Raw genomic sequence first — 14,401 nt, forward strand, 5'->3', positions numbered from 1 at the left:
CGGCTACGCCTTACCCGGCCTACGGATTAACAACGTCAACACTTCATAATGCGCGGTATGCGGGAACATATCGAAAAGCTGAACGCGTTCAATGCGGTAGCCAGGCAGGTTGGCGATATCCTTTGCCATGGTCTGCGCATTACAGCTGGAGTAGATAATGAACTCCGGTGCCATCTGGCTCAGATAGTCGCACAGCGCCTTTCCGATGCCGCGGCGCGGCGGGTTGACCAGCACCAGTTCCGGCACGTTGCCCTGACCGGTGGCGAACTGCGTGGAGTCGAGCGCCTGGAAGCGCAGGTTCGTCAGACCCAGTTCGGCGGCGGACTGTTTCGCGCAGGCAATCGCTTCGGCGGAGATCTCAATCCCTGTCAGCTGCATCTCTGGCGTCGCGCAGTGCAGGCCAAAGCCGCCCACGCCGCAGAACAGATCCCACATATGCTGGATGTTTAACGCACGCACCCAGTCGCGGGCGGTGGCGTACAGACTGCTTGCCACGGCCGGGTTAGTCTGGAAGAAGCTTTGCGGGCGGATCCACAGCGGCACACTGTTGAAATTCTCGGCCAGCGCGTGCTGTTCGGTGAAGAAGATTTCTTTCTCCCCTTCCATGATCGCCATATGCACCGGCTGAATGTTTGCGGTAATCACCTTCAACTGCGGAAGCTGCTGCTGAAGCCACGGCAGCGCCGCGCCAAGCTGCTCCAGCTTGGCTTCCGAACGCAGCACGAAACGCAGCATCATGCCGCCGTCGACCTGGCTTTCCGTCAGCAGAAGATATTTCAGCTCCCCGCGCCTGCGGGCGACGTTGTAAGGCGTTAAGCCCGCACGCGCGATAAAAGGTTTCAGTGCGGCAAAGACGGGCTCAAAGGAGGCGGGATACAGCGGGCAGTCGGTTAAATCTTCCGGCGTGCCGTCGCGATGCAGCATTCCCAGCAGCGGTTTTTCCACGCTGCCGCTGACCACCATTTTGGCTTTGTTGCGAAAGCCCTGCTCCGGGCCGCTGACGGGTGCGCACCACTCGCCCACCGCGTGTGCTGCCAGCAGCTGTTGCAGGTCGGCCATTTTGGCGGTGAGTTGTTGAGAGACCGGCTGTTCTATCCACTGACAGGAGCGGCAGCGTCCGGCGTCATAGAGTGCGCACTGCATATGAAAACCTTAAGAATCACGAGGGCTGCGATTATACACATTATTGCAAGCGGAAGAACCGCCGACTGGAGGCGGGGATAAAAAGCAGGAACAGGACCAGCATATCCGGCAATTTTTGCATAAACAGCGCGCGCAGGATCTCGCGTTTGGATTCCCCGGCAATGCTGAACAGCTCCGGGTAGCCGTATCCCAGCGAGGCGGCCCACAGATAGCTGGCGGCGGTCACCTGCGTAAGCAGATACACCCAGCGCGCCCAGTTGCGTCCTTTGATCAGCGAAAAGGCGCAGTAAATCTCGATAAACACCAGCACCAGGCTGCTCAAAAAGACCAGCGTCAGATTCCACGTCTGCACGCTGCGGTGAATGAATTCACCGATGCCGCGCACGCCCAGAGTGTTGAGAATCATCAGCACATCGAGGCAGCGGATCATAATAATGGCGAGCGCCGCCACCTGAACCAGCGCAGGGACGTTAGGACGCGCGTGCGTAATACGTGATTTTTTTAATAATCCCAATGTTTTTACTTCCCTGAAAAACAGTGCCGCGTCATGCGCGGCACATCACTGGAAATTTTAAATCCTTCAGCCGCGTCTTGCACGCTGGATATCGCGCACACGCTGTTTTTCCGCGCGCGCCATCAAATACCAGGCGATAAATCCGACAATTCCGACCACGCCGAGGATGATTGAGGCCAGGGCGTTAATCTCCGGATTCACCCCCATACGCACGCTGGAGAAGACCAGCATCGGCAGCGTCGTCGCCCCCGGGCCGGAGACAAAGCTGGCGATAACCAGATCGTCCAGCGACAGCGTAAACGCCAGCAGCCAGCCGGAGATCACCGCCGGCATAATCATCGGCAGGGTAATGATGAAAAAGACCTTCAGCGGCGTCGCGCCAAGATCCATCGCCGCCTCTTCAATGGAGCGATCCAGCTCGCGCATGCGCGAGGAGATCACCACCGCGACATACGCGGTACAGAAGGTGACGTGAGCCAGCCAGATGGTGAGCATTCCGCGATCCGCCGGCCAGCCGATGGCGTGCGCCAGGGCCACGAACAGCAGCAGTAGCGCAAGACCGGTGATCACGTCCGGCATCACCAGCGGTGCGGTGATCATAAAGGCGAACCCATTCGAACCGCGAAAACGGCCGAAGCGCACCATCACCAGCGCGGCAATCGTACCCAGCACGGACGCCATTGTGGCCGCCAGCGCCGCAATGGTCAGGCTCAGCCCCACCGCGCTCATCATCGCATCATCGTGGAACAGCTCGCTGTACCAGCGCGTCGACCAGCCCGCCCAGACCGTCACCAGCTTGGAGCTGTTGAACGAGTAGATCACCAGCATCAGCATCGGCGCATACAGGAAGGTAAAGCCGATCACGAGGATCGCAATACGCCACGGGGAGCGCACTACCGGTAAGTTATTCATCCGTGATCTCCCATCTGTTTCTGCTGATGCTTGTGGAACCACATGATCGGCACGATCAGCAGCAGTAACATGACAATCGCCACCGCAGACGCCACCGGCCAGTCGCGGTTATTGAAGAACTCCTGCCATAGCACGCGGCCAATCATGATGCTGTCTGGCCCGCCGAGCAGTTCCGGGATCACAAACTCCCCCACCGCCGGGATAAAGACCAGCATTGACCCGGCGATAATGCCTCCTTTGGTCAGCGGGACAATGACGCTAAAGAAGGTTTTCAACGGACGGGCACCGAGATCGAGCGACGCTTCCACCAGCGAGTAATCGATACGCGTCAGCGCCGTGTAGATCGGCAGCACCATAAACGGCAGATAGGCGTACACAATGCCGATATAGACCGCGAGGTTGGTGTGCAGGATCGTCAGCGGCTGATCGATAACCCCAAGCCACATCAGAACGTTATTCAGCACGCCGTTGTTTTTCAGGATCCCCATCCAGGCGTAAACGCGGATCAGGAACGAGGTCCACGACGGCAGGATCACCAGCAGCAGCAGAATATTCCGCGTCGACGGTTTACTGTGCGCCACGGCCCACGCCAGCGGGTAGCCCATCACCAGGCAGCAGAGCGTCGAGATCGCCGCCACCTGCAGCGACTGCAGATACGCTTCGAAATAGAGCGGGTCGTCCGTCAGCTGCAGGAAGTTACCGAGATTAAGCGTCAGCGTCAGCTGCCCGTCGGCCCAGTCCAGCAGGTTGGTATAGGGCGGGATCGCCCGCGCCATTTCCGCCAGACTTATCTTGAAAACAATCAGGAACGGCAGCAGGAACAGCAGGATCAGCCACACGTACGGCATGGCGATCACCAGCTTGCGGCCGTGTTTCATCTGCATGCGCGTCAGCCAGTTGGCAACGGCGCCCGGTTTGCCCGCGCGGGCTGGAGGTTCAAGTGTACTCATTGGCCGCTCCTTATACCGTCAGCACAACGCAACTGTCAGCATCCCAGCACAGGCGCACTTCGTCGCCCCATGTCGGCTGGCCTTTGCGATAGCGATGTTCGTTCTGTAGCTGCGCGCTGAGCATCTGCCCGCTTTTCAGGCGTACGTGGTAGATGGACAGATCGCCCAGATAGGCAATGTGGACCACTTCGCCCACGGCAAAGTTATAGCCATCGGCAGGCGGATCGTCACAGAGCATGATCTTCTCCGGACGCAGCGCGACGTAGACCGGCACGTTATCCACCACGGAGTTATCTGGATCGACCTTCAGGGGATGCTGTAGCCCCGGCGATTCAATGACCAGGCCATCCTCCTGACGGTCTTTCAGCAGCCCTTCGAAAACGTTAACCGAGCCAATGAACTCCGCGCTGTAACGGGTGGTCGGGTGCTCATAAATCTCTTCCGGCTCGCCGATCTGCACGAACTTGCCGCGGTTCATGATCGCGATACGTCCGGCCATGGTCATCGCTTCTTCCTGGTCGTGGGTGACCATCACGCAGGTCACCCCCACGCGCTCGAGGATATCCACCACTTCAAGCTGCATACGGTCGCGCAGTTTTTTATCCAGCGCGCCCATAGGTTCATCGAGCAGCAGCAGTTTCGGGCGTTTCGCCAGGCTTCTTGCCAGCGCCACGCGCTGCCGCTGGCCGCCAGAAAGCTGATGCGGCTTACGCTTCGCAAACTCCTGCATGTGTACCAGACTGAGCATTTCGGCCACGCGCGCGGTAATTTCGGCCTTCGGCAGCTTGTCTTGCTTAAGGCCAAAGGCGATGTTCTGCTCCACCGTCATGTGCGGGAACAGCGCGTAGGACTGGAACATCATGTTAATCGGGCGCTGATACGGCGGCACGCTGGAGAGATCCACGCCATCGAGCATGATTTGCCCGGCCGTGGGCTGTTCAAAACCGGCCAGCATACGCAGCAGGGTCGATTTACCGCAGCCAGATGCCCCCAGAAGGGCAAAAATTTCGCCTTTATAGATAGTCAGGCTGACGTCGTCCACGGCATGCTGGCCATCGAAAGATTTGGTGAGGTTACGAATTTCAAGAAGCGGGGTCAGCGCTTTACGGACTTTCGCCTGCGGGCGGGGGATCGCGTCATTCACGGGGTGTTCTCCGGCATAGATCAATACTGGTGCAAACGCACCTTCAGGGTGCGCATCGCCGGACGGCGCTAACGCCTGCCCGGCCTACGGGTTTTGTAGGCCCGGTAAGCGATAGCGCCACCGGGCAACAATACCAAACGCCGTTATTTACCGCTTTTCACCTTGGTCCACGCACGGGTACGCACGCGGTCAATTTTTGGATCCTGAACTTTCAGGGTGAAGAGCTTGGCGAACACATCCGCTGGCGGATAAATAGCCGGGTTATTACGGATTTCTTCGCTCACCAGCGGCACGGAGGCCTTGTTACCGTTTGCGTAGTAAACATGGTCGCTGATGTGGGCGATCACGTCAGGACGCATCAGGTAGTTGAGGAACTGATATGCTTCGTCTTTGTTTTTTGCATCAGCCGGCATCGCGAAGACGTCAAAGAAGGCCAGCGCCCCCTCTTTCGGAATGAAGTAAGACACGTTCACACCGTTTTTCGCCTCTTTCGCGCGGTTAGCCGCCTGCCATACGTCCCCTGCCCAGCCAATCGCGACGCAGATGTCGCCGTTTGCAAGGTCGTTAATGTACTGGGACGAGTGGAAGTAACGAATGTTTGGACGCAGCTTCAGCAGCAGATCGGTCGCCGGGCCGGTGTAGTCATCAGCCTTGCTGCTGTTCGGATCTTTGCCCAGGTAGTTCAGCACGGTGGCGAAAATCTCTTCCGGCGCATCGAGGAAAGAAACGCCGCAGCTTTTCAGCTTCGCAAGGTTTTCCGGCTTCAGCACCACGTCCCAGCTGTCCAGCTTAACGTCCGGGCCCAGCGCCGCTTTCACTTTATCGACGTTAAAGCCGATACCGGTGGTCGCCCACAGATAAGGCATCGCGTATTTGTTGTCCGGGTCGTGTTTAGCCACCAGCTTCAGCACTTCTGGATCGAGATTTTTCCAGTTCGGTAACTTGCTCTTATCCAGCGGCTGGAAAACGCCTGCCGTCAGCTGACGCTCCAGGAAGCTTGCGGAAGGCACCACGAGGTCAAACCCGGTGCTGCCCGCCATCAGTTTTCCTTCCAGCACTTCGTTGGAATCGAAAACGTCGTAGACCACTTTAATGCCGGTCTCTTTTTCAAAATTCGCGACCGTGTCCGGCGCAATATAGTCAGACCAGTTGTAAACGTGCAGCGTTTTTTGTTCCGCAGCGAGCGTGCCGGCAGAGACGGCCATCAGAGCACCCGCAACCAGACCCGATAACCATTTTTTATTCAAGGCGATCATATCTTTATTCCTTCTGAAAGCTCGTTAACAAACGAACTAAAACTGTGCAATCTGAAGATATGCAATAATCATGCATAGTTTGTCGCTCTGCCCGAAATAAAAAGAAACCTCTTTACCCGGCAGCTTCCGCTCGCTTTTTTAAGCATCGCAAGAATAACTGTAGCCCGAGTCTCCGGCTATAGCCCGGACGAAAAAACGCCTTTTATCAATTTTTTATGCAGGTTATGTCTACGTGATAAGCCGAAACGGCCCTCAGGGAGGTGAAAAATTCTTTAAAGAAAGGTTAAAAGCAGCAGAAAAAATGGCCTTCTGCAGCCGCTATGGCAGCGACTGCGCAAAAGTCAGACAGGCTTAGTGAAGAAAATTGGGAGATGCATCATTATTCTCTGCATCATCTTCCGCGCTATACAGCAGATGGTGTGCATTGGCTTCCATCATGACCATGGAAATTTGCTCTTCACTCAAGCGCATAAACCAGGAGAACTGCTTGAACGACAGCCCGGCACCGGAGAATAAAGACTGGCAAACGACCAGTTTTGGCAGATTATCATCCTGTATGTCGAGAAATGCTTTCACCGTCAAAGAACTGGCGTTGATTGCTGACAGGTCGGAGGCCAGCGCCAGCAGCGCAGACGGCTTCACTTCGGCCAGCGCGGAGAAAAGGATCACGTCGTTAATGAGATCGATTTTGGCATCAAAAATACCGTCGAAATTCTGCATATGAGGCAGATGCAGCGCCTGGCAGGAATCACATTCAAAGAACGTAATACCGGCATCATCGAGCCATTGACGTAACGTATCCAGTGTTGGAACGACCTGTAAATCCATCGCTGTGCAGCCTCTTAAATAAAAACTTCGCATAGATTACGCAAAAAGCGTGCTCAATACCATTTAACCGCCCGTTTTAAGACAGTAACCCGGCGTGGCATGACGCTCGATCCATGAGATCATTTTACCCGCAATATCGACCCCGGTGGTTTTTTCCACGCCTTCCAGCCCCGGTGAGGCATTAACCTCCATGACCAGCGGACCGCGCGTCGCCCGCAGAAGGTCTACGCCCGCCACGTCCAGCCCCAGCGTTTGCGCCGCTTTCACGGCAATCTCCCGCTCCCGGTCGCTGATATTGGCTACCCGCGCCACGCCGCCGCGGTGAAGATTAGAGCGGAAATCGCCCTCTTTTGCCTGACGCTCAATGGCCGCCACCACTTCGTTACCGACCACGAAGCAGCGAATATCGCATCCTTTAGCCTCTTCGATATACTCCTGCACCAGAATGTGGGCATTGAGCCCCCGGAAGGCATCAATCACGCTTTCCGCCGCCTGCCGCGTTTCAGCCAGCACCACGCCAATGCCCTGCGTGCCTTCGACCAGTTTGATCACTAACGGTGCCCCGCCCACCATGTCGATGAGATCGCTGGTGTCGTCCGGCGAATGGGCAATCCCCGTGACGGGGAGGTCGATCCCCTGACGGGCGAGCAGCTGTAGCGAGCGCAGCTTGTCGCGGGCGCGGGAAATGGCGACGGACTCATTGAGCGGATAGCTGCCCAGCATTTCAAACTGGCGCAGCGCGGCGGTGCCGTAATAGGTTATCTGGGAGCCGATGCGGGGGATGACAGCATCGAAGTGCGGCAGCTTGCGGCCTTTGTAGTGAATCGACGAGGCGGCCGGGTCGATGTTCATATAGCAGGACATCGGGTCGAGGATCTCAACCTGATGCCCGCGTTTCGCCGCCGCTTCTCGCAGGCGCTTACATGAATAGAGCGTTCCATCCCGGGACAATATGGCAATTTTCACCCTGCACCTCGCTAAAGACATGGAAAAAGCCTGCGTATCATATACGCAGGCAGGCGCAGGATAAATGGACTATCGCGTCGCCCAGCCCTGTTTGTGCAGATAATCGAGAATAAACGGGCGATTTTCTTTGATGATGGTGCGGCGAATATGGTCGGTCCAGGTATCGCGACGGTTATTGCTGCCGCGCGTCATGTAGTAGTTCGCCAGCTCTTCGTCATAGTGATTCAGAACCTCCTGGTCGACCGGCTGGTAGTGGTTTTCATGCACCAGCATGGCGGCAGGAATGCGCGGCTTGAGATCCGGGTTATCCGCCGGCCAGCCGAGGCACAGGCCGAACAGCGGCAGCACATGTTTTGGCAGCTTCAGCAGCTCGGTGACGCTTTCAATGTTGTTACGCAGGCCGCCGATGTAGACGCCGCCTAACCCCAGCGACTCCGCCGCCGTAAAGGCGTTTTGCGCCATCAGCGCGGTATCTACCACGCCCAGCAGCAGCTGTTCGGCGAGCCCCAGCTCGGCCTCAGGGCAGATCTGCAGGTGGCGGTTAAAGTCGGCGCAGAACACCCAGAACTCCGCGGCCTGGGCCACATGCTTTTGCCCGCCGGTCAGCGTAACCAGCTGCTCGCGCATGGCCGGGTCGGTAATGCGAATAATGGAACTGCACTGCAGAAAGCTGGAGCTGGAGGTCGCCCTGGCGCTGTCAATAATCGCGGTACGCTGCGCCTCGGTAATCGGCTCACCGGTGAAGTGGCGAATGGAACGGTGGGATGTGAGCAGGTCTATTGTTGGCGTCATCTTCTCTCTCTTTGTCTTGCTTAAACCGTATGGCAGCCAGTATAGGCAATGATTTGCGCGGTGTAATTGGCGAAACATAGCCTGACTGTATCAAAGCGACAGGCGAAACCTTCTTTAATGGCGGCAGGTTATCGGGCACTATATGTCTTATTCGCCGTCAGGCTTGTTTTTTGAGGAGAGAGAAATGTTTGCAGTAATTTTTGGTCGTCCAGGGTGCCCTTACTGTGTGCGCGCAAAAGAGCTGGCTGAGAAACTGACTGAAGAGCGCGATGACTTCAACTTCCGCTACGTGGATATTCACGCGGAAGGCATCACGAAAGCGGATCTCGAAAAAACCGTCGGCAAGCCGGTTGAAACCGTACCGCAGATCTTCCTCGATCAGCAACACATCGGCGGTTGCACTGACTTTGAAGCTTACGCCAAAGAGCATCTGGGCCTGTTTGCCGCCCAGTAATGCGAAGACGCCCTCACCCTGAGGGCGTTTTTATTTGTGGTGTCGTCGGTGTTGAAACAGACTGCACACAAACAAATAGCAGAGCGCCCCAAGCGCGCACCAGAACACGCCGCTCAGCAACCACGCCAGCTCCTGCCAGAAACTCCGCGTTGATACATACAGCAAGCGCATCAGCAGCAGACACAGCGGCGCGGCAAGCATGGCCCCCAGTAGCGGTTTTACCACCTCCCCTTTACGGGAGAGAAAACTGGCCGCGGCACCCGGCAGCGTGAAAAAGAGCAAACCCAGCTCCGGATGACCCGAAGCCCTGAACGCCCCTTTCACATTAAAAGCGAGCGACATGCATACGACCGTGAACAGCAAAAAGCAGCTGATCACCCCCGCCCAGTTTCGTTTAATGTTCAAACTATCCTCCTGACTTATCTCTATCAAATACACATTCGTCGGGTAGACGCCCAGTCAGATAAAGCAATGCGGCAATCCTTGCCAAAGCACGCACAGGGTGATGCGATAATAAGTAGCTGTCAGTAGCTAATGCGATTAAACTACACGCCAGCTAATGTTTTAGGGAATAAAGCAGGAAACAGGGAGCGTTAACGCCTTTCCCTGACCCAGAAAACAGTAGCCCAAAAAGTCCTTTCATTCAACAACTTACTGGTAAACAAGAAGTTAGCCTCCGTGAATATAAACGTCGCAGACTTGTTAAATGGGAATTACATCCTGTTATTATTTGTGGTACTGGCGCTGGGTCTTTGCCTGGGTAAATTGCGCCTGGGTTCAGTTCAACTTGGTAATTCCATTGGCGTTTTAGTCGTCTCCTTATTATTAGGCCAGCAGCACTTCAGCATTAACACGGACGCGCTCAACTTAGGTTTTATGCTGTTTATTTTCTGTGTTGGCGTGGAAGCGGGACCTAACTTTTTTTCAATTTTCTTCCGCGACGGCAAAAATTATCTGATGCTGGCGCTGGTGATGGTCGGCAGCGCGCTGCTGATCGCCTTAGGGCTGGGCAAACTGTTTGGCTGGGATATCGGGTTAACGGCCGGTATGCTGGCGGGCTCCATGACCTCCACCCCTGTGCTCGTGGGGGCCGGTGATACCCTGCGCCATTCCGGCATGGCCGGCGCGCAGCTCTCGACCGCCCTCGACCACCTGAGCCTGGGCTATGCCCTGACCTATCTGATTGGTCTGGTGAGCCTGATCGTTGGCGCGCGCTACCTGCCAAAACTTCAGCACCAGGATCTGCAGACCAGCGCTCAGCAAATCGCCCGCGAGCGCGGCCTGGATACCGATTCCAAACGTAAAGTCTATCTCCCGGTGATCCGCGCCTATCGCGTCGGGCCGGAGCTGGTGGCATGGGCAGACGGCAAAAACCTGCGCGAACTGGGGATTTACCGCCAGACGGGCTGCTATATCGAACGTATCCGCCGCAACGGCATTCTGGCGAACCCGGACGGCGACGCGGTGCTCCAGATGGGCGACGACATTGCGCTGGTGGGTTACCCGGACGCCCACGCCCGTCTCGACCCGAGCTTCCGTAACGGCAAAGAGGTGTTCGACCGCGATCTGCTCGATATGCGTATCGTCACCGAAGAGATCGTGGTGAAAAACCATAACGCCGTTGGCCGCCGTCTGGCGCAGCTGAAGCTGACCGACCACGGTTGCTTCCTCAACCGCGTGATCCGCAGCCAGATTGAAATGCCGATCGATGATAACGTTGTGCTTAATAAAGGCGACGTTCTCCAGGTCAGCGGCGACGCCCGCCGCGTGAAAACCGTTGCCGATCGTATCGGCTTTATCTCCATTCACAGCCAGGTCACCGACCTGCTGGCCTTCTGCGCCTTCTTTATTGTTGGCCTGATGATCGGGATGATCACCTTCCAGTTCAGCAACTTTAGCTTCGGCATCGGTAACGCCGCCGGGCTGCTGTTCGCAGGGATCATGCTGGGCTTCCTGCGAGCAAACCACCCAACCTTCGGCTACATTCCGCAGGGCGCGCTGAACATGGTGAAAGAGTTCGGTCTGATGGTCTTTATGGCAGGCGTCGGCTTAAGCGCCGGCAGCGGCATTGGCCACAGCCTGGGCGCCGTCGGCTGGCAGATGTTGGTTTCCGGACTTATCGTCAGCCTGGTGCCGGTGGTGATCTGCTTCCTGTTCGGCGCCTACGTGCTGCGCATGAACCGCGCCCTGCTTTTCGGGGCGATGATGGGGGCGCGTACCTGCGCGCCGGCCATGGAAATCATCAGCGACACCGCGCGCAGCAATATCCCGGCGCTGGGGTATGCGGGAACCTACGCCATCGCGAACGTACTGCTCACGCTGGCGGGTACGCTGATCATCATCATCTGGCCGGGACTCGGATAACTCCTAAGTTTGCGCGTAGTGGAAAATATTTTCGTTACGCGCAGAACTTTTTTATCAGGGGGCAGTCATAACTAGTGCCACTGCTTTTCTTTGATGTCCCCAATTTGTGGAGCCCATCAACCCCGCCGTTTTGGTTCAAGGTTGATGGGTTTTTTGTTGCCTGAACTTTACCATCCATTAAATCAATCACTTACAACACCTCATTCCCCTGTATGGCGATAAAATGGCGGCAGCGCTTTTGCCATGGCGGCAACAGGTAATAAAAAACCCGCCAGCGGCGCGTCAGAATCAGTAAGCTAATTGTTCCCGCATTCCTTTCGGATGAGGTGGGGCGGCGCTGATTTTTTTCCGGACGGCAGACGGACCGCACAAAAGTCTCATGCGTCACGAACGTATGCCCGCACTCAATATTGGTACACTGGTTGTATCGTTCTTTGGTTTCGCTGGAAACCTGAAAGCTACTGCGTTTATGAGCGGCCTGGCCGCACACCGGGCAATTCATCATTTCGTTCAGCCCTCACTCTTAACCAGTTCACAATAACGAAACATAATTGTTCTCCATTTCGAACAAATATGTAACGTCGAGCAAAAAACCAACAGGCTTCATCAACGTGCTTTTGTTTAGGAACTTTATAATCAAACATAAATTTGATATCCGAATGTATCGCAAAATCGAACTCTAAAACTAACTACGGAAAGCATACGTTTCTTAAGCTGATAGCGCATCTACATGCAAAGCAGCCATGCTAATCATGACCTTTACGCACTTTTTATCTTTATGCAGAGGAAGGCGACCTCAACCAGCATGTCATTGAGCGTATCGACTGAAAGGCCTGTAAGTTCGCTATAATGCTTAATTGTGACGAGCGGTGTATTCAGAGGGATTGAAATGTTTGGGGTCATAGTGCAACATTCCTTGATTAGTTCGACTTGCGGCAAACCGTTGTTAATCGTTATTAGTGTAGGCTGCAAAAGAACACTGAGAGGTGTACTCAAAGTTCCCTTTTGGAATCCTTCAATGCAATTTTGATTGCTTAGAAGGTCTTTTAGATTTCAATAACAGCGGAAAGAAAGTGATTGAGCGTTTGGTTGAGGTGTATGATTTCATCACTCGACAGGCTCTCTGCAATCGCTTGGGTGTCTCTAAGAGCACAATGGCGACCCAATACATGCGTGACATCTTTCCGACAGACTGGGGGCTTAAATGCATTATGTAACCAGTGTTTCCGTTGAATGGTTTGTTTCTAGTAAGAGTGCGTTGATGATGATTGCTGCTAAAAAGTTAATGAATATTGAAGCTCACGAATTAAGAGATATTGAAGCAGTGGTTCGGAAAAAGTATTGTATCGACCCTTCTTTAATTATTAATGAAAATAAAGTATCCATTAGCTGTAAAATTTGACTAGCATGTCTACGTTTGTGATTGTTAAGATCCAATCATTTCACTGACTCAGAGTGAATAAAAAACGAGCATGAAGAGAATAAATTTTATACCCGTAAAAAAGCTATGGTGTCAGGAGATATTTTTTCTTTTGAGTTCTATGTTAACCCCCTTAAACATATATCTTAATTTTATAATGTGATTAGTGAGGATTGAATGGATATTGAGTGGAACTGGGCGCAAAGTGATCATTTTCTTGATGAGCAATTTCCTGCCGACACTTTAGATCGCGAGAAATATGCAACTTACCTGTATAAAATTTGTGCAGCCCGCGGAGAAAAATCAAACCTGGTTGTAAACATAAATGCGGAATGGGGGGCGGGGAAAAGCTATTTTACAAAGCGTTTAGCCAATTCCATATCAGCGTTTCACCCTACTGTATATATTGATGCCTGGAAAGATGATTTTTCAGAAGACCCATTACTTACAGTCTTCAGTTCAATCAAAGAACAATTATCAGGACAATCTGATGACTTTACTCGTAAGATTAATGAAACTGTTGAGAAAATAGGCCCTCTTCTGAAGTCTGCAACACCTGTTATCATTAATGGGCTGGTAAAGAAACTAACTGGTATTGAGGATATAGCTGAATTAACAAAAGATTTATCAACTAAGTTATTAGATCTTCATACTGAAAAAGCATCAAGTATTTCGGCAGTAAAAAAAGGCATCAGTACGTGGGTAAATCATATAGAGAACAAAGATCTCATCAATAAGAGCCTGCCTCTTTTCGTAATAATTGATGAGCTAGATCGATGCAGACCAGACTTTGCAATTAATTTATTAGAAATTACAAAGCATATATTTAACATTCCTGGCGTAGTATTCATTATTGCGACAGATACAGAGCAATTACAACACTCAATTAAAGTTGTATATGGGAATGAATTTTCTGCAAGCCATTATTTGAGTCGTTTTTTTGATAGAAGGTTTTTACTTCCCACACCAATTATGAGAGATTTTCTTAAGACTATCTCTGCGGATAATGTTATTGAAGAATTTGACAAATTAAAAACTCGTATGTCTCCCCAACCTCCCAACTTCGATATTTTTATCGAAAATTGTGCTAATATTTTTGAATCTTTACGCATGAACCTTCGAGACTCAATTAAATTATATGAAAAATTAATTGATATACTTATAACAGCCCAAAAAAACTTTGACCCTACCTTCCTCTTATTATTATCAATAATAAACAATAAAGATAATGAAATTTATTCATTACTTAAAGCTAAAAAAACAGATAAAACAATATTGAGCAAAATGGACTCATCAATAACTTTATGCTTTGACCTGTCAAGATCGACGACATTGGTTAATGTTTTGATGAGTAATGGTGTGAGACTTGTAAATGAACTTCGCGATGAAATTATTACTGTAGATATTTCTGATTACATTTTCACAGCGCGTTCAGTAATAGAAATAAAAAGTCCTGTATCCAGTAATGGCTCACATTACCCAGAAGAATGGATTGATGGCGGATTACCTCTAAATAACACTGTAAATAATTTCCTAAAAATTGGCTGGGCCAGTACTAAAACACATGACTTGTCTCTTAACCTCAACCAATATTTTGAATTGATTGAACTTAGTACAACATTCGAATAATGTTCGAACAAAAAAATATCGGACATTAA

Annotated in this window: 14 protein-coding genes and 3 pseudogenes; 5 read left to right on the forward strand and 12 right to left on the reverse strand. The window is 52.6% G+C overall.

All coding sequences use genetic code 11. The annotated features are described in order from the left end of the window. Positions 1 to 3 precede the first annotated feature (3 nt). The 9 genes from rlmC to nfsA all read right to left on the reverse strand — a co-directional run bounded on the left by rlmC (position 4) and on the right by nfsA (position 8,505). Positions 4 to 1,143 carry a 23S rRNA (uracil(747)-C(5))-methyltransferase RlmC gene (gene rlmC, locus PYW49_RS06255; protein WP_320385993.1) on the reverse strand — a complete coding sequence of 380 codons (1,140 nt, stop codon included), beginning with the start codon at positions 1,141 to 1,143 and terminating at the stop codon, positions 4 to 6. Between the two features lie 40 nt (positions 1,144 to 1,183). Then, entirely contained in the window at positions 1,184 to 1,681 is a 498-nt protein-coding gene (locus tag PYW49_RS06260; RefSeq protein WP_320386306.1) for a YbjO family protein, read from the reverse strand. 42 nt (positions 1,682 to 1,723) lie between these two features. Further along, on the reverse strand, positions 1,724 to 2,569 hold the full coding sequence (gene potI, locus PYW49_RS06265; protein WP_029739447.1) for a putrescine ABC transporter permease PotI: 846 nt from the start codon (positions 2,567 to 2,569) through the stop codon (positions 1,724 to 1,726). Further along, a complete protein-coding gene (gene potH / locus PYW49_RS06270; RefSeq protein ID WP_320385994.1) occupies positions 2,566 to 3,519 on the reverse strand; it encodes a putrescine ABC transporter permease PotH in 954 nt (317 codons plus the stop codon). Before potH ends, potI begins: the two co-directional genes overlap by 4 nt. Before the next feature lie 10 nt (positions 3,520 to 3,529). After that, a complete protein-coding gene (potG, locus tag PYW49_RS06275) occupies positions 3,530 to 4,663 on the reverse strand; it encodes a putrescine ABC transporter ATP-binding subunit PotG (protein ID WP_048339039.1) in 1,134 nt (377 codons plus the stop codon). 143 nt (positions 4,664 to 4,806) lie between these two features. Beyond that, the gene (gene potF, locus PYW49_RS06280) at positions 4,807 to 5,919 is read right to left on the reverse strand and encodes a spermidine/putrescine ABC transporter substrate-binding protein PotF (RefSeq protein WP_047346966.1); all 1,113 of its coding nucleotides are present in this window, start codon (positions 5,917 to 5,919) and stop codon (positions 4,807 to 4,809) included. 351 nt (positions 5,920 to 6,270) lie between these two features. Further along, positions 6,271 to 6,747 carry a YbjN domain-containing protein gene (locus PYW49_RS06285; RefSeq protein WP_014169308.1) on the reverse strand — a complete coding sequence of 159 codons (477 nt, stop codon included), beginning with the start codon at positions 6,745 to 6,747 and terminating at the stop codon, positions 6,271 to 6,273. A 63-nt stretch (positions 6,748 to 6,810) separates the two neighbouring features. Next, positions 6,811 to 7,713 (reverse strand): 30S ribosomal protein S6--L-glutamate ligase, encoded by a 903-nt coding sequence (rimK, locus tag PYW49_RS06290; protein WP_134349290.1) that lies wholly within the window; start codon positions 7,711 to 7,713, stop codon positions 6,811 to 6,813. A gap of 69 nt (positions 7,714 to 7,782) precedes the next feature. Beyond that, positions 7,783 to 8,505, reverse strand: a complete 723-nt coding sequence (gene nfsA / locus PYW49_RS06295; protein WP_320385996.1) for a nitroreductase NfsA — start codon at positions 8,503 to 8,505, stop codon at positions 7,783 to 7,785. Positions 8,506 to 8,689: 184 nt separating this feature from the next. On the opposite strand from nfsA, the gene PYW49_RS06300 reads away from it, so the two are divergent. Further along, positions 8,690 to 8,959 carry a GrxA family glutaredoxin gene (locus PYW49_RS06300; protein ID WP_134349292.1) on the forward strand — a complete coding sequence of 90 codons (270 nt, stop codon included), beginning with the start codon at positions 8,690 to 8,692 and terminating at the stop codon, positions 8,957 to 8,959. 30 nt (positions 8,960 to 8,989) lie between these two features. On the opposite strand, the gene PYW49_RS06305 is transcribed toward PYW49_RS06300, so the two are convergent. Continuing rightward, positions 8,990 to 9,364, reverse strand: a complete 375-nt coding sequence (locus tag PYW49_RS06305; protein WP_320385997.1) for an inner membrane protein YbjM — start codon at positions 9,362 to 9,364, stop codon at positions 8,990 to 8,992. Positions 9,365 to 9,637: 273 nt separating this feature from the next. On the opposite strand from PYW49_RS06305, the gene PYW49_RS06310 reads away from it, so the two are divergent. After that, positions 9,638 to 11,323, forward strand: coding sequence for an aspartate:alanine antiporter (locus PYW49_RS06310; protein ID WP_014169303.1), 1,686 nt, complete (start codon positions 9,638 to 9,640; stop codon positions 11,321 to 11,323). Positions 11,324 to 11,611: 288 nt separating this feature from the next. On the opposite strand, the pseudogene PYW49_RS06315 reads toward PYW49_RS06310, so the two are convergent. Next, positions 11,612 to 11,828: pseudogene (locus tag PYW49_RS06315) on the reverse strand (ogr/Delta-like zinc finger family protein). A gap of 204 nt (positions 11,829 to 12,032) precedes the next feature. Beyond that, positions 12,033 to 12,226 (reverse strand): annotated as a pseudogene (locus PYW49_RS06320) (regulator). 107 nt (positions 12,227 to 12,333) lie between these two features. Here PYW49_RS06320 and PYW49_RS23370 point away from each other — a divergent pair. The 3 genes and pseudogenes from PYW49_RS23370 to PYW49_RS06335 form a co-directional block, all read left to right on the forward strand. Continuing rightward, positions 12,334 to 12,526, forward strand: a pseudogene (locus tag PYW49_RS23370) (helix-turn-helix domain-containing protein); the annotation flags it as partial. 1 nt (position 12,527) lies between these two features. Further along, positions 12,528 to 12,725 carry a hypothetical protein gene (locus tag PYW49_RS06330; protein WP_320385998.1) on the forward strand — a complete coding sequence of 66 codons (198 nt, stop codon included), beginning with the start codon at positions 12,528 to 12,530 and terminating at the stop codon, positions 12,723 to 12,725. Positions 12,726 to 12,920: 195 nt separating this feature from the next. Next, positions 12,921 to 14,372: a KAP family P-loop NTPase fold protein gene (locus tag PYW49_RS06335; RefSeq protein WP_134349294.1), complete on the forward strand. Its 1,452-nt coding sequence runs from the start codon at positions 12,921 to 12,923 to the stop codon at positions 14,370 to 14,372. Positions 14,373 to 14,401: the final 29 nt, after the last annotated feature.

It is taken from the genome of Enterobacter chinensis, assembly GCF_034008295.1.
In the GTDB taxonomy this organism is placed as follows: Bacteria; Pseudomonadota; Gammaproteobacteria; order Enterobacterales; family Enterobacteriaceae; genus Enterobacter; species Enterobacter chinensis.